The 17,850-nt window shown below is 68.9% G+C and carries 17 protein-coding genes and 1 pseudogene; 9 read left to right on the plus strand and 9 right to left on the minus strand.

The window, feature by feature from the left end; genetic code table 11:
* Window positions 1-84 precede the first annotated feature (84 nt).
* A complete protein-coding gene (locus tag HC362_RS03310) occupies window positions 85-684 on the minus strand; it encodes a TetR/AcrR family transcriptional regulator (protein WP_243082259.1) in 600 nt (199 codons plus the stop codon).
* Between the two features lie 177 nt (window positions 685-861).
* On the opposite strand from HC362_RS03310, the gene HC362_RS03315 reads away from it, so the two are divergent.
* A complete protein-coding gene (locus HC362_RS03315; protein WP_243082260.1) occupies window positions 862-2,079 on the plus strand; it encodes a YbfB/YjiJ family MFS transporter in 1,218 nt (405 codons plus the stop codon).
* 49 nt (window positions 2,080-2,128) lie between these two features.
* Window positions 2,129-2,803, plus strand: a complete 675-nt coding sequence (locus HC362_RS03320) for an alpha/beta hydrolase (RefSeq protein ID WP_243082261.1) — start codon at window positions 2,129-2,131, stop codon at window positions 2,801-2,803.
* Window positions 2,804-2,877: 74 nt separating this feature from the next.
* Here the strand turns inward: HC362_RS03320 and HC362_RS03325 are convergent.
* Window positions 2,878-3,107: pseudogene (locus HC362_RS03325) on the minus strand (transposase); the annotation flags it as partial.
* A 786-nt stretch (window positions 3,108-3,893) separates the two neighbouring features.
* Between HC362_RS03325 and HC362_RS03330 the strand changes: the two are divergent.
* Both HC362_RS03330 and HC362_RS03335 read left to right on the plus strand, forming a co-directional pair.
* Window positions 3,894-4,544 (plus strand): XRE family transcriptional regulator, encoded by a 651-nt coding sequence (locus HC362_RS03330; RefSeq protein WP_243082262.1) that lies wholly within the window; start codon window positions 3,894-3,896, stop codon window positions 4,542-4,544.
* A gap of 74 nt (window positions 4,545-4,618) precedes the next feature.
* Window positions 4,619-4,861, plus strand: a complete 243-nt coding sequence (locus HC362_RS03335; RefSeq protein ID WP_243082263.1) for a DUF6126 family protein — start codon at window positions 4,619-4,621, stop codon at window positions 4,859-4,861.
* Between the two features lie 237 nt (window positions 4,862-5,098).
* Here the strand turns inward: HC362_RS03335 and HC362_RS03340 are convergent, their stop codons facing one another.
* Entirely contained in the window at window positions 5,099-6,145 is a 1,047-nt protein-coding gene (locus HC362_RS03340; protein ID WP_347568413.1) for a LacI family DNA-binding transcriptional regulator, read from the minus strand.
* A gap of 705 nt (window positions 6,146-6,850) precedes the next feature.
* Here HC362_RS03340 and HC362_RS03345 point away from each other — a divergent pair.
* The 5 genes from HC362_RS03345 (at window position 6,851) to HC362_RS03365 (ending at window position 12,001) form a co-directional block, all read left to right on the plus strand.
* Window positions 6,851-7,009, plus strand: a complete 159-nt coding sequence (locus HC362_RS03345; protein ID WP_243082264.1) for a hypothetical protein — start codon at window positions 6,851-6,853, stop codon at window positions 7,007-7,009.
* 93 nt (window positions 7,010-7,102) lie between these two features.
* Window positions 7,103-8,404, plus strand: a complete 1,302-nt coding sequence (locus HC362_RS03350) for an ABC transporter substrate-binding protein (RefSeq protein ID WP_243082265.1) — start codon at window positions 7,103-7,105, stop codon at window positions 8,402-8,404.
* A 172-nt stretch (window positions 8,405-8,576) separates the two neighbouring features.
* Window positions 8,577-9,494: a sugar ABC transporter permease gene (locus tag HC362_RS03355; RefSeq protein ID WP_243082266.1), complete on the plus strand. Its 918-nt coding sequence runs from the start codon at window positions 8,577-8,579 to the stop codon at window positions 9,492-9,494.
* Window positions 9,491-10,324 (plus strand): carbohydrate ABC transporter permease, encoded by an 834-nt coding sequence (locus HC362_RS03360; protein WP_243082267.1) that lies wholly within the window; start codon window positions 9,491-9,493, stop codon window positions 10,322-10,324. Before HC362_RS03355 ends, HC362_RS03360 begins: the two co-directional genes overlap by 4 nt.
* Window positions 10,325-10,369: 45 nt before the next feature.
* Window positions 10,370-12,001, plus strand: coding sequence for a glycoside hydrolase family 13 protein (locus HC362_RS03365; RefSeq protein WP_243082268.1), 1,632 nt, complete (start codon window positions 10,370-10,372; stop codon window positions 11,999-12,001).
* A 116-nt stretch (window positions 12,002-12,117) separates the two neighbouring features.
* Here the strand turns inward: HC362_RS03365 and HC362_RS03370 are convergent, their stop codons facing one another.
* From HC362_RS03370 to HC362_RS03395, 6 genes are all read right to left on the minus strand, one after another.
* Entirely contained in the window at window positions 12,118-12,849 is a 732-nt protein-coding gene (locus HC362_RS03370) for an HAD family hydrolase (protein ID WP_243082269.1), read from the minus strand.
* On the minus strand, window positions 12,846-13,652 hold the full coding sequence (locus HC362_RS03375) for a DeoR/GlpR family DNA-binding transcription regulator (RefSeq protein ID WP_243082270.1): 807 nt from the start codon (window positions 13,650-13,652) through the stop codon (window positions 12,846-12,848). The genes HC362_RS03370 and HC362_RS03375 overlap by 4 nt, the downstream gene beginning before the upstream one ends.
* A 154-nt stretch (window positions 13,653-13,806) precedes the next feature.
* The gene (locus HC362_RS03380) at window positions 13,807-14,841 is read right to left on the minus strand and encodes an alcohol dehydrogenase catalytic domain-containing protein (RefSeq protein ID WP_243082271.1); all 1,035 of its coding nucleotides are present in this window, start codon (window positions 14,839-14,841) and stop codon (window positions 13,807-13,809) included.
* Window positions 14,842-14,867: 26 nt separating this feature from the next.
* The gene (locus HC362_RS03385) at window positions 14,868-15,875 is read right to left on the minus strand and encodes a zinc-dependent alcohol dehydrogenase family protein (RefSeq protein ID WP_243082272.1); all 1,008 of its coding nucleotides are present in this window, start codon (window positions 15,873-15,875) and stop codon (window positions 14,868-14,870) included.
* The gene (locus HC362_RS03390; protein WP_243082273.1) at window positions 15,872-16,768 is read right to left on the minus strand and encodes a carbohydrate ABC transporter permease; all 897 of its coding nucleotides are present in this window, start codon (window positions 16,766-16,768) and stop codon (window positions 15,872-15,874) included. The genes HC362_RS03385 and HC362_RS03390 overlap by 4 nt, the downstream gene beginning before the upstream one ends.
* A complete protein-coding gene (locus tag HC362_RS03395; RefSeq protein WP_243082274.1) occupies window positions 16,768-17,727 on the minus strand; it encodes a sugar ABC transporter permease in 960 nt (319 codons plus the stop codon). Before HC362_RS03395 ends, HC362_RS03390 begins: the two co-directional genes overlap by 1 nt.
* Window positions 17,728-17,850 lie beyond the last annotated feature (123 nt).

Here is a 17,850-nt window from a genome sequence, read left to right on the forward strand (position 1 = left end):
CCGGTCCGCGGGCCGCTGAGCGCGAACAGTTGCTCGGTCTCGATGCACGTTCAACGGTGGCAGCGGTGGAGCACCTTCGTGACGTCAGGAGCCCGCCGAGGCGGAGGTGGCGGTCGCCAGCAGGGCTAGGGCGGCCTCGCGGGCCTGGGCGGCTGTGCCGGCTGCGCGGTCGTGTGCGGCGACGACGGTCGCGCCCTCGATCAGCATGAGCAGTTGGCGGCCCAGGAGGGCTGGGTCGGCGGCTCCGGCGCGGGCGGCGATGTCGGTGAGGAGATCGAGATAGCGGTTCAGATGCCGTGCGGTGATAGCGCGCACGGTCTCGTTGTGGTGCTGGGTGGCCGCGTTCACCATCGCACAGCCGCGAAAACCCGGCTCGCTGTACCACCGCTCAAGGGTGTCGAAGACCGCGGGCAGTTGGTCGGCGGGGTCGTCTCCGGCCTCCGCGACAGCCGCGGCGAGCCAGTCGGTCACCCGCTCGCTACGCGCCTCCAGCATGGCTTGGACGAGTCCGTCCTTGGTGCCGAAATGCCGGTAGAGCGTTTCCTTGGATACCCCGATACGGGCGCACAGTTCGGCGACACCGACGCCGTCGAGTCCGCGCTCGTACAGCAGCACGGTGGCTGCTTGGAGGATGGCGGCGCGAGTGCGCGCCGGGTCGATCGTCGATCCCTTGGAAACTGGCACCCAAGGATGGTACCGGACGGTTCGATCAATTGCTACCTTCAAGGATCGTACTGATCGGTTCGATCTCCTGGGTGGTGTCAGCATGATTGCTGTTCGTCGGCGCGACCGTGGCAGAGGGTCAGCTCTGCACAGACCCGCCTGTCGCAGGCCCCTGGCGGCCGGGTCGGCGTGGGCACGGTGAGGCCGCCGGCGCGGCAGGCAGTGTGGCAGTCGGTGCGGCTGGCCCTGGGCACTGCCTCGGCTCTGGGGCTCGCCCGCTTCGGCTACGGGCTCCTGCTGCCGGCCATGCGCGACGATCTGCGCTGGAGCCTGGCCCAGGCCGGGGCCATGAGCGCGGCCAACGGGCTCGGCTACCTTCTCGGCGCGCTGGCTACCACCGTTCTCGTCCGCAAGATGGGCAGCGCCGCCGCCTTCCGCTGGGGCATGGTGCTGACCGCGGTGGCGTTGGCCTCCACTGCGGTCAGCGACGATTACCTGACGCTCTTGGCCACCAGGGCCGCGGCAGGAGCTACGGGCGCGGTCGTGTTCATCACTGGCGGTGTGATCGCCTCACGGATCGCCGCCCGCGCCTCCTCCGGCGCCCCCGTCGCCCTCTACTTCGCCGGCACCGGGCTGGGCATCGTCCTCAGCGGCGTCAGCCTTCCGGCACTGGGAACCCACTGGCACGCCGCCTGGATCGGCATGAGTCTCGCCGCCGGCATGGCGACCCTGGTGAGCTGGACAGCTGCGCACGCAGGCGGGGACGCGCCGGCCGCCACAACCGGACGAGCGCGGCTGCGCCCCCAATGGCGCACGGCCTTGGCCTACCTGCTGTTCGCGACCGGATACATCACCTACATCACCTTCCTGTCCGCCTACCTTGCCGACCGGAACGCCCCTCTCGCACAGGTGATGCTCATCTGGACGGTCATGGGGGCGGCGGTCGTGGCGGCACCGGTTCTGTGGAGCCGTCCCCTTGCCCGCTGGCGCGGCGGCAATGCCCTCGCCGCGCTGCTGGCCCTCCTCGCAGGCGGAGCGGCACTCGCCCTGGTGTCCTCGGCCCTGCCGGTCGTTCTCGCCTCCGCGATCATCTACGGAGCGACGTTCATGAGCGTTCCCGCCGCCGTCACCACGCTCATCAGGACCGGCACCCCGCCCACCGACTGGACGGCCACGCTGGCGGCCTTCACCACCCTGTTCGCGGCGGGCCAGACCGTGGGCCCCTGGGTCGCCGGCATCCTTGCCGACCACACCTCTGCCGACGCCACGGTGACGTGGACGGCGGTCCTGTGTGCCGCCGGGGCGGCGATCGCCGCCACCCTACGCCGTGTGCCTCCCGTGCCACCGACCACGGCCACCGGTCCTCTGCCGCCCAGGCAGGGCACCGCCCTCGGGTCCCACCGAGCTGACACCTGAGACCACCAGCACCCGTGCCTTTCCCGGCCACGAGAGAAAGAGAACGACAGTGACCACCTTTGTTCTGATCCCGGGCATGTGCCATGGCGGCTGGTGCTTCGAGGAGCTCACCGAACAGTTGCGTTCCCACGGGCACCGCGCAAACCCGCTGACCTTGACCGGACTCAGCGAGCGCGGCCATCTGCTGCATACCGGAGTGAACCTGGAGACTCACATCCAGGATGTGACCGGCGTGCTGGCGGCCGAGAACATCCAGGACACGGTCCTGGTCGGCCACAGCTACGGCGGAATGGTGATCGCCGGAGTCGCCGACCGCATGCCGGAGCGAGTGAGAGCGCTGGTCTACCTGGACGCCGTCGTGCCAGGCGATGGCGATTCCATGTGGAGCCTGGTCTCCGAGAACGAGCGGCGGTGGTACCTGGACGTAGTGGAGACCGGCGACGCGGTGCGTCCGATGCCCTTCTTCGACCCGCGAGCCACACCGCACCCCCTAGCCTCGCTCCTTCAACCGCTGCGCCTCACCGGCGGCCACGCCCGCATCCCCCGCAACGTCTACGTGTACGCGGCGGGGTGGCAGTCCCCATCGCCGTTCACCTCCACCTACCAGCAGTTGCGCGAGGACCCCGCGTGGACCACCCACGCACTTGACGGCGGACACAACCTCATGCGCGACGCTCCCCAGGACTTGCTGAAGATCCTGCTCGAAACCTGCGAACCCAGCTGACCGCCGGTCTCACAAACGCCCGGGGATGCGGCAGCGCCGCATCCCCGGGCCGATCCACACGGCTAGCTTGATCTTCAACCTGTGCGCCGTGGGCGAGGGGAGTCTGACGCCGCCTTCTTCCGTTTCACGGTGTCCGTTTTCCGGACTGTGTGGACGTCGTGGCGCGGGTTGCAGTGGGCCCGTGCGGTTCGCTGGGCCTCCCCCACCACTGCCGCAGATCGGCTGCCGGTGGTCGGGCGAGCAGGGGTTGGGCATAGACGGCAAGGATCAGCCAAGTCCAACGGTCGGCGGCGTCGGGTGTGCGGAAAAGTGCGTGCAGAGCTACGCCGCCCGCGCCAAGCAGGGCGAGTGGCACCTGCTCGACGAGGACGAGTACTGGGTCTCTTTCCCGGGGTTCGGGCACCACCCGTCACGCCGGAGCGCTTCAGGCCCTGTTTGCCGCGATCGGCGCAGACCCCGCCGCGCACCCTGTACTGCTCCCCACGCGAGCGGAGGCAGGACGTGATGCTCTGTCGCCCGCCGCTGCGGGCTCCCGAGGCGCGCACCCGGGCCAACCGGAACGCGCACGGGCAGTTCACGCACTCAGTCACACCTGGCTCTGCCAGAACCTTCGCGCAGAGCAGCGCGCAAGAAGCCGGGCCGGGCAGAAGACCGACCGCCTCGCCGCCCGTGGTCTTCGCGACCATGTACGGCCGTGCGAGAACCTCACCGCCGAGGTGTGGCGAAGGCCGGGGGTTCCGGCCCCGCGCACGGTGTTCATCCGCAGGAGTGTCACCCGCGGGCGGCAATCACTCCCAGAACCGCGTACAAGGTGCGCCCGGTGGGACGACCGGCACGGCGCCGACGGGGCAGGTTCTGGTGCCGTTCCGGTATACCGGCGGACAGAGGCTACTGCCCTCGTACGACGCGGCCGTGGACCAGCAGGATCTGCCGGTCCACGCTCACCATGATCCGGGTTCCGCAGTTGATGTAGCGGGACAGTCCGTGGAGTTGGGGAGACCGGTTCACGGACGGCAAGACTTTTGCCGCAGCTTTTACCTGGAAGGCAAAGCCTTTGCCTTCCAGGGAAGAGTTGTGTCTTAATCGGGGCATGCGTCCGAACCCTCCCCATGATGAGGCAGCCGGGCCGGAGGCGGGAGACCTTCCCGCGTTCGCGCCTCGGATGCGCCTGCTGAGGAGGCGCAGCGGGCTCACCCTGGAGGCGTCGGCACGCAGGGCCGGTCTCTCCCCCGCCCACCTCTCCCGGCTGGAGACCGGGAAGCGACAGCCGTCGCTGCCGCTCCTCCTCACCCTCGCCCGGGTCTACGGCACGACTGTCGGCGAGCTCCTGGGCGAGACGGCCACGGCCGCCCACTCGGTGGTCCGGGGTGCCGAGATGGAATCCGTCGATGCCGGAGGGTGGCGCTACTGGCAGGCGGGCCGGTCCGGGCGCGCCATGCAGGCGCTCCGCGTCCATGTGCCGCGCGGCACGCAGCGCGATCTCGTCCGCGTCCATCCCGGCGAGGAGTGGATCCACGTACAGCGCGGGGAGCTGCGGCTGACTCTCGGGCAGGTCACCGAGACGCTGGCCCCAGGGGACTCGGCACACTTCGACTCCCTCACCCCGCACCGCCTGGAAGCCGTCTCGGCCAACGGGGTGGACCTGCTCTTCGTCCACACACTCCTCCAGTCCCCCACCGCCGACCTCTGTGTGAACGACCTGCCCGGCCACGCCGCACACGGCAGCCCCCCACAACGCTGAGCCCCCGCCCACCCCGCACAGCTCCCGGCCTCCGCGTGTGCGCTGACCGCACCGAGCAGAAAGGCATTCCGACCATGACCGCAGCACAGCCCGCCCAGCCGCAGCCCCCGGCGTCGGACACTTCCGTTTCCGGTCAGGCGTCACCCGGTTCCGTCCCTGCGCCCGCGCAACGCAGACGCAGGGACGAACCGGGCGAGGAGCGCGGTGACGGGCGCTTCCCGCGCGGACTGGCCCTGCGGCTGTTCGTGTACGTGGTGGCGGGCCATCTGATGGCCGGTTTTCTGTTCCTGCTCTTCGAGCTGGGCGGCAGCCGGTAAGTGCGGGCTCCGGGGCCCTCACCCAAGTGACGGTTCGGACTGAGCCGCGACTCCCCGGCCTCCCACTTGCCCGACGGCGACAGCTTCGTCGCCGAGGCCGAGAGGTGACCCCCGAACCGGAGGTGTCCGCGGAGACGGCCAGCAGCACCGTGCCGCTCTGTGTCGTCATACGCGGCAGCGGACATCTGCCCGCACCGGGGGACGGCGCCGACGAGGGCGAGCCGGGAACCTTGCCCGTCAGACACCGGGAGCCGGGGCGTCGCGCGGTGGCGGGGCGGTGGTGTTCCGCAGGATCAGGCGGGTGGGAAGGACGATGTGCTGCTCCCGGTCCGCCTCGGGATCGTTGACGAGGGTCTGGTAGAGCTCGCCGACAGCACGCCCGATGTCGGCCGGCCGCTGGGCGATCGTCGTCAGGTCCGACCACCGGGCTGTCTCGTGGTCGTCGAAGCCGAGGACGGACATCTGGCCCGGGATCTCGGTACCGGCCCTGCGCAGGGCCCACAGGACGGAGACCGCTACCTGGTCCTGGTCCACGAAGATCGCGGTAGGCGGCTCCCGCAGGGTCAGCAGCTGCCCGACCGCCTCCACGATGCCGCGTTCGTCGTCGGCCGACGAAGCGACCACCAGTTCCTCGTCGAATGCGAGATCCGCCTCGTCGAGCGCCTGCTGGTAGCCCGTCAGCCGCTCGTGCGTGCTGAAGACGAAACCGCTGGGGCCGATCGTCTGGAAGAAGGCGATACGCCGGTGCCCGAGGTTGAGCAGGTGCTGGGTGCCTTTCCGGGAGGCGTCCACGTCGTCGACGTACACGCTCGCCCGGCCCTTGGCGTGCTGGCTGACGTATATGACCGGCATCTCCAGGTCGTCCAGCCGGGTCGCCTCCTCGTCGGTGAGGTCGAAGGAGAAGACCAGCAGCGCATCGGCGTTCCGCCTGGCCGGCAGCCGTTCGAAGAAGGAGGCGCGCTCGGTCATGTCCGGGGTGACATAGACGACCAGTTCCATGCCCGCGGCGCGCAGCATGGGCCCGAGGTTGTCCAGGACCGTCCCGATGAACCATGAGTTGAGCGTGGGCACGAGGACGGCCACCGCCCCGGTCTTGCCGGTCACCAGACTGGCGGCCTGGCGGGAGACGGCGAAGTTGAGCTCCCTTGCGGCCTGCTCGACCCGCGCCCGCACGTCCGGGGTGACGTTCGTCAGTCCGCGGAGAGTGCGCGAGACCGTGGACGGGGAGACCCCGGCCCGCTGGGCGACATCGGCCATGGTGGGGTGCCGTTGCACTGAGGGCATGGTCAGGACGCTAGCACGAGGGCACGGCCGGATACGAGAGCGGATGACAGCGCTGTCAGAGCAATTTGCCGCGAAACTCTCCCCTCTTAGTCGCCAACCCTCGGGTTAAATGGGGCAATACGGGACGTAGCGGTCGACTGATTACCGCGACGTAACGCATTGACTTCCCGTATCACCACTTCTACCGTGGCATCGCTTTCCCAGGGCAGGCGAACTCAATCAGCCAGAGCAGGTAATCACCCCATTCACCTGCACATTAGCCCCTCAGGCGCCCAAGACAGCGCATGCATACGTCAGTTCATCCTCGACGGCATCACCGCCCGGCTTCCAGTCGAAGACGAGAAGAGATTCCGCATGACCACCGCGTGTTACGGATCGGTTACCCGCCGCCATCCAGGCGGTGTCCGACCGGCGCTCGACGCCCTCCGCCCGGACATCACCGACAGACAGTCCCGGGGCCTCACCGGCCCGGCGGACTGCGGCACATTCAGCCCCCCGCGCATACGGCCCGGCCTGGGGGGCGTGAGCGACGGGACCACACGAATCGGCGGCCGGGACGCAGCCGCCCTGCCGCCGGAGGACGAGGGTCTCGCCACGGCCCTCCGCAGCCGAGCACGAGGGCGGCGACCACACCACCCCCGGCTTCAGGTCCGAGTCCCTCGCACTCACAGCCCCCGGCGAGGAGAGCCTGCTCATGCACACGCGATGAGGGCCGAGGAGCCCGGTTCCCGGGCGCACTTCCCCGGCACCCCGCGCCACGAGAACGCTGACCGCGCCGACCGGCGCACCGCGCCCGTCGTCACGGGCCGTCCGCAGTTCCGCCAAGGGCCGGTCCTGCGCTTCCGCCCCACCCCGGGCGCATAGCCCGTCTCCGTCTCCTTCTCCGCCGAATCCGGCCGAGCCTCTCCCCCGGGCGGCCGGCAAGTCTTCCCGCTCCGCAGCGTCAGGAGAAACACCGTGAACACCCGTACCACCAGAGCCCTGCAGTGCTCTTCCCTGCTCCTCGCCGTCGGCCTCACCGCAACCGCCTGCGGATCATCCGGGGCAAGCGACTCCGCAGCGCAGGACAAGCCCGAGTTCACCGGCCGCGGCCCGATCACGTACGTCGCCGGCAAGGATTCGACAGGCGTCACCAAGAAGATCATCGACCGCTGGAACACCGACCACCCCAAGGAGAAGGTCACCTTCATCCAGCTGCCCACGGACCCCGACACTCAGCGGCAGCAGATGATCCAGAACGCGCAGACGAAGTCCGACGCCTACACGGTGCTCTCCCTCGACGTCGTGTGGACCTCGGAGTTCGCCGCACACCGGTGGATCGACAGGCTCCCGGCCGACGAGTTCCCGCTGGGGAAGATGGTGAAGCCCATCGTGGAGACGGGTAAGTACCGCGGCGGCCAGTACGCGATCCCGGCCAGTTCGGACGGCGGCATGCTGTACTACCGAACCGACCTGCTGAAGAAGGCCGGGATAGCCCACCCCCCGACCACCTGGGCCCAGATGAAGAAGGACTGCGCCAAGGTCAAGAAGCTCCCCGGGGCGAAGGGCATGTCCTGCTATGCGGGGCAGTTCCACAAGTACGAAGGTCTGACGGTGAACTTCGCCGAAGCCGTGCACTCGGCAGGCGGCGAGATCCTCGACGCGCACGGGAAACCCCACGTCGACACCTCGAAGGCGCGCAAGGGTCTCGACTTCCTTGCCGCGTCGGTCAAGGACAAGACGATCCCGAAGGAGGCCACCACCTACCAGGAGGAGGACACACGCCGTGCCTTCCAGAAGGGTGAGCTGATCTTCGCGCGGAACTGGCCCTACATGTACTCCCTCGTGGAAAAGAGCAAGAGCGAGGCCTCCGGGAAGTTCGCCGTCGCTCCGCTTCCCGGCCTGAAGGCCACCGGCACCTCCAGCCTCGGCGGCCATGATCTGGCCCTGTCCTCCTCCGCGAAGAACAAGGCCACAGCCATCGATTTCATGAAGTTCTACAGCAGCGAGGCCAACGCCCGTATGGCTCTCAAGGACGGCTCTCTCGCACCGCCCTATGCGAACCTCTACGACGACAAGGCACTCGTGAAGAAGTACCCGTACCTGCCCACGCTCAAGCGCTCGATCCTGCACGCGCAGCCACGCCCCCGCGTGGTGCAGTACGGCGACGCGACCGCGGCCATCCAGCGCGAGGCCTACGCCGCCATGACCGGCAACAAGAGCAGCAAGCAGGCCCTGAGGGATCTCCAGAAGTCCCTGCGCGACGCCGTGGCGCAGTGAGGTGCCGGTCATGGTGAAGACCCACTCGGCCCCCGGAGGGCCTGCCGGAACAGAGGAGCAAGGCGCCCGCTCGCCGTCCGCAGGCCGCCACGGAGACGCCCTCATACGATCCACCGGCCCCAAGTCCCGCCCCCGGCGGCACCGGCCCCGGGCCACAGCGGGCTCAGGCGGGATGGCGGCGCTCCTGGTCTCCCCCACCCTGCTGGTGCTGGCCCTCGTCGTGCTCTACCCGACGATCGTGGCCTTCAAGGAATCCTTCTACGGCAAGGCCGGCCTGGACCCGGAGACGGGCTTCCTGAACAAGACCGCGCCGTTCGTGGGCGGGCAGAACTACGCCGACATCTTCTCGCCCGCCGGCGAGCGGTTCTGGAACGCTTTCTGGAACACGTCCTTCTTCACTGTCACCACGGTCGCACTGGAGACGGTGATAGGTGTGGCGATGGCGCTGATCATGCACAAGGCGTTCAGGGGACGGTTCCTGGTACGGGCCAGCATTCTGATCCCCTGGTCGATCCCCACGGCCATCTCCGGTCTGCTGTGGCGCTGGATCTTCAACAGCCATGGTGTGGCCAATGAGATCCTCGGGCAGCAGATCCTGTGGACCACCGAGGGCTTCCACGCCCAGGTCGCGGTCATCATCGCCGAAGTGTGGAAGACCGCACCGTTCATCGGCCTGTTGGTACTCGCCGGACTGCAGGTGATCCCCAAGGAGGTTTACGAGGCGGCCAGGATCGACGGGGCCAACTCGCTGCGCCAACTGTGGCACATCACCCTGCCACTGGTGAGGCCCGCACTGCTGGTGGCGGTGCTCTTCCGCACCCTGGACGCGCTGCGCATGTTCGACCTGCCGTACGTCCTGATCGGCGCTCACAAGCACTCGGTGGAGACCCTGTCGATGCTGGCCCAGGACGAGGCCTCCAATGTGCACTTCGGACCGGCCTCGACTTACTCGGTGCTGCTGTTCCTGTACGTCTTCCTCATCGCACTGGCCTTCGTCAGGCTGCTGGGCACCGACCTCGTCGGGGAGAGCGACGCTCCCAAGCGGGGCCGCAGGTGGGCGGTACGGCGCCGGAAGGGGCTGACGGCATGACGGTCACAGCACGGCTTCGCAAGTGGCTGCCGTACGCGGGGATCATCCTGGTTGTGGGCTACTGCCTCGCACCGTTCTACTGGATGCTGGTCTCCAGCCTGCGGCGTACCTCCGACATCTTCCAGAACACGCCGATTCCCACCCGCATCTCCTTCGAGAACTACCGCGCGATCCTCGATCCCTCCCAGGAGTTCACCCGGGCCCTGCTCAACAGTATTGTCGTGGCCGGCACCACCACCCTGCTGGCCCTTGTTCTGGCGACCTTCACGGCCTACGCGATGGCGCGCTTGTCCTTCCCCTTCAAGCGCCTGGTACTCACTGTCATCATCGCCACGTCGATGTTCCCCGTGGTGTCGATCGTGGTCCCGCTGCTGAAGGTGTTCACCGGTATCGGCTGGATCAACACCTACCAGGCGATGATCGTGCCCAGCATGTCCTTCGCGCTGCCGCTCGCCGTGTGGAACCTGACCACCTTCTTCCGCCAGATGCCCATGGAGCTCGAACAGGCCGCCATGGTGGATGGGTGCACCCGCGGCCAGGCCTTCCGCAAGGTCATCGTGCCGCTGGCCGCGCCCGGTCTGTTCACCACCGCGATCATCACCTTCATCTGCGCCTGGAACGAGTTCCTCATCGCTCTCACGATGGCCAACGAACCTGACATGCAGACCGCCCCCGTGGCGATCTCCAAGTTCTCCGGGGCCACCCAGTTCGAAACACCGTTCGGCAGTCAGATGGCAGCAGGCGTAGTGGTCACCATCCCGCTGGTGATCATGGTCATCGTCTTCCAGCGCCGGATCGTCGCCGGACTCACCTCCGGTGCGGCCAAGTAGCCCTGCCCGCACCGATCCCCTGACAACCAAGGAGTAGGCAACAGCATGCCTCGCAACACGCCCTGGTGGCGCGACGCCGTCATCTACCAGGTTTACATCCGCAGCTTCGCCGACGGCGACGGCGACGGAGTCGGCGACATCGCCGGCATCCGCTCCCGGCTGCCCTACCTCGCCTCGCTCGGCATCGACGCCATCTGGATCAACCCCTGGTACGTCTCGCCGATGGCCGACCACGGATACGACGTGGCGGACTACAGGAAGATCGACCCGCTGTTCGGCAGCGTCGCCGAGGCGGAGCAGCTGATCGAGGAGGCCCACCGGCACGGGCTCAGGGTCATCCCGGACATCGTGCCCAACCACACCTCCGACCGGCACGAGTGGTTCCGGGCCGCGCTGGCCGCCGGCCCCGGCAGTCCGGAGCGCGAGCGCTACATATTCAGGGAAGGACGTGGCCCTGACGGCGCCGAACCGCCCAACGACTGGCAGTCCTGCTTCGGCGGACCGGCCTGGACCCGCCTGGAGGACGGGCAGTGGTACCTGCATCTGTTCGCGCCCGAGCAGCCGGACCTCAACTGGGAAAATCCCGAGGTACGGGCCGAGTTCGAGGACGTGCTGCGGTTCTGGTTCAGCCGCGGCGTGGACGGCTTCCGCATCGATGTGGCGCACGGTCTGATCAAGGATCCCGAGCTTTCCGACCTGCAGCCGGGCCAGGAGCCGGGCGCCGAGGCCGGGCAGCAGCCGGTGGGCCACCCCTACTGGGATCGCGACGAGGTGCACGAGGTCTACCGCGCCTGGCGGCGCGTGGCCGAGGAGTTCCCCGGCGAACGGAAGTTCGTCGCCGAAGCCTGGGCCCCGAATACCGAGCGGCTCGCACGCTACGTCCGCCAGGACGGCCTGCACACCGCGTTCAACTTCGACTTCATGATGACCCCCTGGGACGCCGGCCGGCTGCGGGAGGTCATCGACACTTCGCTCTCCTCGCTCGGCGCCGTCGGTGCCCCGACCACTTGGGTCCTGTCCAATCACGATGTGATGCGCCACCCGAGCCGCCTGGGCCGCAAGGTGGTGAAGCAGTGGGTGGCCAATGAACCCTACCGGCCCGGGGGGCCGCTCGATCTCGAACTCGGTACCCGACGCGCCCGCGCGGCGGCGCTGCTGATGCTCTCCCTCCCCGGGGGTGCCTACATCTACCAGGGCGAGGAGCTCGGCCTGCCCGAAGTCGAGGACCTGCCGGAGGAGGCGCTCCAGGACCCCAGCTGGAAGCGCTCCGGCATCAGCCGGGACGGCTGCCGCGTGCCGATTCCGTGGGCCGGGCAGAGCGCCCCGTACGGCTTCAGCCCTCAGGACGCCACCGGCGAGCCCTGGCTGCCGCAGCCTTCGGGCTGGGAGAACTACAGCGTCGAGGCGCAGGCCGGTGACGGTTCCTCCATGCTGGAGCTGTATCGCCGGGCGCTCCACCTGCGGCGCGAGCACGACGCACTCGGCGAGGGGGAACTGCGGTGGCTGGACGCGCCCGCGGGGGTGCTCGCCTTCAGCCGTGAGCCGGGATTCGCCTGCGTGGTGAACCTCTCGTCCGAGCCGTACCCTCTGCCTGAGCACGAGGCCGTGCTGCTGGCCAGCGGCGACCTGGGAGCGGGCCTGCTGGGTCCGGACCAGGCGGTGTGGCTGCGGCGGTAACCGCAGGGCGGGGTCGACGCCCACCCGGGCGGCCGGGTGGGCAACCGTCGGCCCGCCGGACGGCTGCGCTGTCGGGGCTGGTGTGCGGTGGCGACCAGGCGGATGCGGCCGTCAGGTCACGAGCCGGAGGACGTCGGACAGACCGCGTTCGCCGGTGCGGTTCTCGGCCGGGAGGATGTAGGTGCGCAGTCCGCAGGCGGCCGCGCCGCCGTCGCGGACCGGATTGTCGCCGACCATGAGCGTGGCGCGGGGTCGGCTCCGAGGCCGGCGCACGCTTTGAGGAACAGTTGGGCGTCGGGTTTCTCGCGGCCCTGCTCGTAGGAGATGACGCAGCCGTCGAACAGGTCCTCCAGCCCGTGGTGGGCGAGGTGGGTCCGCAGGTCCCAGGCGAAGTCGCTCACGATGCCGATGCGCAGGCCGCGATCACGCAGCGCGTACAGGGTGGGCCCGGTGTCGGGGTAGGGAATCCAGGCGTCCGGCGCGGTGAGCTGCCCGTATGCCTCCTCTTCCGCGCCACGCAGGAAGTCCGCGTGCCGCCACCATCCGATCATGGCGAGGCGGTGCCGTTCGGGAGACAGGTCCCGGCCTTCCTGGAGGGCGACGACTGCGGGCAGCCGGAACGCCTCGCGCAGTTGCCGGGATATCTCTGCCACCGCGCCGGGCTCATCCAGCAAGGCGAGGCGGCCCGAGGTCTCCCCGACCCGCCGCAGCCACGTCTCCAGGTCGATCATCTGGAAGATCGTGTTGCTGAAGTCGAACAGCACCGCTTCGACCTCCGGGGGCGGAGCGGCCATCTCCGCAGCGGTGGGGCGGTAGGTGCTGGGCGATTCGAAAAGTGTCCGTATCACGTGCCGGGTTCTCCGCGGTCGACCACCTCGACTGCGACTCCGAATCCGCGCACGGCCGCGACCTCCGCTTCGGGGGTTCGGGAGTCGGTGATGACCGTCTCGTAGTCGGCCACGGTGCCGTAGCCGTATGTGGCGGTTTTACCGAATTTCGAATGGTCCGCCAGAAGCAGGGCCCGCTCCGCGGAGTCGAGCATGGCCAGCTTGACTTCGGCGTACTCGTTCAAGGGATGGAACAGTTGGCCGGTGCGGATGGCGGTGGCGGACATCAGGGCCAGGTCGGCGTTGATCCGGGAGAGGGCACGCGTGACCGCGGGGCCGGTGCAGGAGTTGAAGTCCCCGTGAAAGCGCCCGCCGAGCAGGGTGACGTCCACCCCGGGTGCGGCTCCCAGTCGCTGTGCCAGGCCCACCGAGTTGGTGACGACGGTGAGCTGGTCGAGTCGGGCAAGGGCAGCAGCCAGAGGGTAGAGGGTGGTGGAGTCGTCCATGAGCACCGTGCTGCCGGGCTCGATGCGGTCGGCGGCCGCCGCGCACAGGGCCGCCTTGTCCTGCAGGGCGGCGCCCTCACGGAAACGGGTGGCGGTTTCCATGGTGAGCGCGGGGAAGGCGACGGCCCTGCCCCGCTCCTTGCGGAGCAGGTCGCGCTTGGCGAGGTCGTCGAGGTCGCGGTGCATCGTCATCAGGCTGACGTCGAAGTGCTCGGCAAGGTCGTCGATGCGGATCTCACCGTGATCGACGACGTACCGCAGAACGGCCTGACGTCGCTTCTCGACAGCGGCCTGCGACAGCCGTGTCCTGGCGGGCACTGCGGTCCCCCTTCCCTTCACCTGTGGAGCGCGTGTGCGTATGCGTCCGGAGTCCGGCCGGGCCGGACGATTACGGCTTCGCAGTCTCGCACAGGGCCGCGAGCTCGTGGCCGGCCTTCCCTGTCCGGGGAGACCGGCCTGGGTGCCGGCACCGCTACCGGCCCGCCACGGTCACCAGGACCTTCACATGTTCCGGGTCCAGTGCGGAGGCGAAGGCCTTGCCCGCCTCCTCCAGACCGTAGGTGGCGGTGACGATCTCATCGGAGTCGACGGCGCCCGAGGTGATGAGCGAGATGGCGGTGCGGTAGTCCTCGGCCGTGTACATCAGGGTCCCTTCGATGCGGAGCTCCCGGTCCTGGACCAGGTCCAGGCGGATCGGGGTCGTACCGATGGCACCCACGCCCACGACGACGACATGGCCACCCTTGGCCACCATGTCGACGGCCTGGGCCATGGACTGCTCCCGGGCCACGCAGTCGAAGACGACATCGACGGGTCCGCCGAGTGCGGAGCGGACCTGTACGGGCAGGTCGGGGGCCTGGGCGGGCAGGGCCGCTGCGGCACCGAGGCGCAGCGCCCGGTCGCGCTTGGCCTCCAGTGGGTCGGTGACGGCGATCCCGGCTGCTCCGGCGTGCCGGGCGGCGATGAGGGTGAGCAGACCGATGGGGCCGGCGCCGAGGACGGCGACGGTGCGGCCGGTGAGGTCGCCGGCCTTCGCCACGGCGTGCACAGGAGTGGCCAGCGGCTCGACGAGCGCGGCCTCGATGTCGGTCATGCTGTCGGGTACGCGGTGGACACGGCCGGCGGCGATGGTGAACAGATCCGTCATGGCGCCGGGTGTCTGGCAGCCGAACACCTTCAGCTCCTGGCAGATGTTGTAGCGGCCGGAGCGGCACTGAGTGCATGCACCGCAGTACAGGTTCGGTTCGATGATCACCCGGTCACCCGGGGCGAAACCCTGTGCCTCCTCCCCCGCCCCGGCCACCACGCCGACCGCTTCGTGGCCGGGGCGGTAGGGCAGATCGATGAACGGGTGGTGACCGGCCGCGGCATGGGTGTCGGAGCCGCACACACCGACGACCGTCGTACGGACCAGAAGTTCGCCGCTCCCCGGTACGGGCGCCGGCACCTGCTCGATGGTGATGTCGTCGAGGGAGCGGACGAGCACGCGGCGGATGTGCTGGGACATGATGGCCTTCCGTTCGGCTGGGAAGTTCACGTGGTGGCGAGACCGGGCTGGATGAGGATTTTGCGGCCGGTGCTCGCCTGGAAGCGGGCGATCGCTTCCGGGAACCCCGTCAGGGGGAGACGGTCGCTGATGAAGACGTCCGGGTCGATGACGCCGGTGGCGAACAGGTCGGCTGCACGTTCGAAGCTGTGCAGGACGGCCATCGAGCCGGTGATCGTGATCTCCTGGTTGTAGATCCGGTACGGCTCGATGGTCGCCCGCGTCGTGTGGTCGGCGACGCCGAACTGCAGGTAGGTACCGCCCTTTCCCACTCGCCCGAGGGCGTCCTGGATGGCCTGGGCGTTGCCGGTGGCGTCGATGACCAGGTCCCAGCCGTAGGGCGGCGGGTCGAGCTCACCGGCGGACAGGGCGGCGGAGGAACAGCCCAACTGCACTGCTGCGGCCAGGCGTTCTGCGTTGACATCGATCACGTCGACCCGTGCGGCACCAGTGGCCTGGGCGAGTCGGAGCATCATCAGGCCCATGGTTCCGGCGCCGTAGACGAGGACGTGGGAGGCGAGGCGGGTGCGCAGCACGTCGTAGCCGCGCACCGCGCAGGACAGCGGCTCGATCAGCGCGGCGTCCTCCGTACGTACGCCGTCGGGCAGGGTGACGCAGTTGGCGACGGGCGCGGCCACGAACTCGGCGGCGGCGCCGGGGTGGGTGACGCCGATGGCCGCGTACCGCTCGCACAGGTTGTTGCGCCCGAGGCGGCAGTAGCGGCACTCGGAGCAGTACAGGTTCGGATCGGCCGCGACCCGCGCTCCCACGGCCACCTCCGTGACGGCCGTACCGACCGCCACAACCTGCCCGGCGAACTCGTGGCCGGGAACGAGGGGCAGGCGGGGCGCGTGCCGGCCTCGCAGGATGTGCAGATCGGTGCCGCACAGCCCGGTCGCGGCCACCTGGATGACGACCTCGCGGGGACCGGGTGCCGGGTCCTCGACGACTGCGAGCTCGACCTTGCCGGGCTCGGCGATCACGGCGGCCCTCACTTGACGGCTCCCAGGGACAGACCGCGCACCAGCTTGTCCTGTGCCGCGAACCCGGCGATCAGGACGGGCAGCGACACCAGGGTGGCCGCCGCGCACAGCCGGGCCAGGAAGAGTCCCTCGTTGGTGATGAAGCCGACCAGGAAGACGGGCGCGGTGGACGCCTTCGTCGCGGTGAGGTTGACCGCGAACATGAACTCGTTCCAGCTGAAGATGAAGCAGATCAGCGAGGTGGCGGCGAGTCCGGGCATGGCGACGGGGGCCACGACCCGCAGCAGCACGGTGGGCAGTCCGGCACCGTCCACCTCGGCCGCCTCCAGGATCTCCTTGGGCACCTCGGCGAGGAACGACCGCATCATCCACACGGCGATCGGCAGGTTCATCCCGGTGTAGAGGACGACGAGCGTCCATATGTTGTCCAGCATTCCGACGTCTTTGACGATCATGTAGATCGGCAGCAGCGCCGCGATCAGCGGGAGGAACTTCGTCGACAGGAAGAAGAACATCACGTCGGTCCACTTCTCGACCGGCTTGATGGACAGCGCGTAGGCCGCCGGCACCGCCAGAACGAGCACCAGCAGGGTCGAGAAGACACTGGCCATGCCCGAATTGATCAGGTACGGGGTGATGTCCCGCTCCAGCAGGAGCGCGTACTGGTCCAGAGTGAACGGCGCGAAGGGGTTGGGCGGATTGGTCGCGGCGTCTGCCTCCTGATGGAAGGAGGTGAGCACCATCCAGGCCACCGGGGCGAAGAAGGCCAGGGTGGCGAGCCACGCGACGAAGGTCCACAGCGGTGAAAGGCGCGGGTCCTGGCCGGGATCGTCATGACGGCGACGGCGCAGAACTCTTCGGACAACGGTGCCGGATGGTGCCGGGGCGGTCGCCTGTGCGGTCATCAGGACGCCTCCTCACGGAACAGGGAGGCGACGGTGCGCAGAGCGAACGTCGCGATGACGATCGAGCCGATCACCACGACGACGCCGGCCGCCGCGGCCTGGCCGTACTCGAACTTGCGGAACGTGGTCAGATAGATCTCGTAGGGCAGATTGGTGGTTCTGGAGCCCGGCCCGCCCTGAGTGATGGTGAAGACCGCGTCGAAGGTCTGCACCACGAAGATGCTGCCCAGCACGATGCCCAGCTCGATGTACCGCCGCAGGTGGGGCAGCGTGATGTGGGAGAAGGTCTGCAACGCCGAGGCCCCGTCGACCCGGGCGGCCTCGAGCACATCACCGGGCTGGGCCTGCAGGCCGGCCAGCAGGATGAGCATCATGAACGGAGTCCACTGCCACACCAGCGCGATCACCAGTGCGGGCATGGGGAAGTGCGACACCCAGTCGACGGAGGGGCCGTTGTCGGCGCCGAAGACCCGGTAGACGGCGTTCAGGGTGCCGTTGAAGAGCCCGTAGTCAGGGTTGTAGAGGGCGTGCTTCCACAGCAGGGCACCGGCCACCGGCATCACCAGGAAGGGCGCGGTGAGCAGGGTGCGCGCCAGGCTCCGGCCGAGGAAGCGGCGGTCGAGCAGCAGCGCCAGTGCCAGGCCGATGAGCACGCTGAGGATCACCACGGAGGCGGTGAGCACGACGGTGTTGAGCACCGCGGAGCGCAGCCGCGCATCGCCGAAGACGAAGGCGTAGTTGGACAGTCCGGTGAAGTGGCGGTCGCCCGGCTGCAGGAGGTTCCACTGGAAGGCGGAGATGACGAGCGTGGCCACGAAGGGAAGCTGCGTGACGATGATCGTGAAGATCATCGCCGGCAGCAGCGGGACGCGGCGCCGCCACTTCTTCGCACCGGCGGGCGCGACGGGGCAGGCAGGTGGTCGGTCGGTCTTCGTGGGGGGAGGGACGAGCGTGGTCATGGGCTTTCCTCGCCGATGGGGACACCTCCCGGGCTCTGAGGACACCGAGGGAGGCCTTGGTCGGGGGACGGTGCCCCGGCCGACCGGGCGGCCGGCCGGGGCGAAGCGGCCTGCTTGTGAAGC

Origin of the sequence: Streptomyces sp. 891-h (assembly GCF_022760275.1) — a bacterium.
Taxonomy (GTDB): Bacteria; Actinomycetota; Actinomycetes; order Streptomycetales; family Streptomycetaceae; genus Streptomyces; species Streptomyces spirodelae.

Bases quoted from the DNA above. Each gene is read 5' to 3' on its own strand.
- HC362_RS03355 (WP_243082266.1), top strand. From the start codon at position 8,577: ATGGCGGCGCTCCTGGTCTCCCCCACCCTGCTGGTGCTGGCCCTCGTC.
- HC362_RS03365 (WP_243082268.1), top strand. From the start codon at position 10,370: ATGCCTCGCAACACGCCCTGGTGGCGCGACGCCGTCATCTACCAGGTT.
- HC362_RS03345 (WP_243082264.1), top strand. From the start codon at position 6,851: ATGAGGGCCGAGGAGCCCGGTTCCCGGGCGCACTTCCCCGGCACCCCG.
- HC362_RS03390 (WP_243082273.1), bottom strand. From the start codon at position 16,768: ATGACCGCACAGGCGACCGCCCCGGCACCATCCGGCACCGTTGTCCGA.
- HC362_RS03340 (WP_347568413.1), bottom strand. From the start codon at position 6,145: ATGCCCTCAGTGCAACGGCACCCCACCATGGCCGATGTCGCCCAGCGG.
- HC362_RS03335 (WP_243082263.1), top strand. From the start codon at position 4,619: ATGACCGCAGCACAGCCCGCCCAGCCGCAGCCCCCGGCGTCGGACACT.
- HC362_RS03395 (WP_243082274.1), bottom strand. From the start codon at position 17,727: ATGACCACGCTCGTCCCTCCCCCCACGAAGACCGACCGACCACCTGCC.
- HC362_RS03330 (WP_243082262.1), top strand. From the start codon at position 3,894: ATGCGTCCGAACCCTCCCCATGATGAGGCAGCCGGGCCGGAGGCGGGA.
- HC362_RS03380 (WP_243082271.1), bottom strand. From the start codon at position 14,841: ATGTCCCAGCACATCCGCCGCGTGCTCGTCCGCTCCCTCGACGACATC.
- HC362_RS03360 (WP_243082267.1), top strand. From the start codon at position 9,491: ATGACGGTCACAGCACGGCTTCGCAAGTGGCTGCCGTACGCGGGGATC.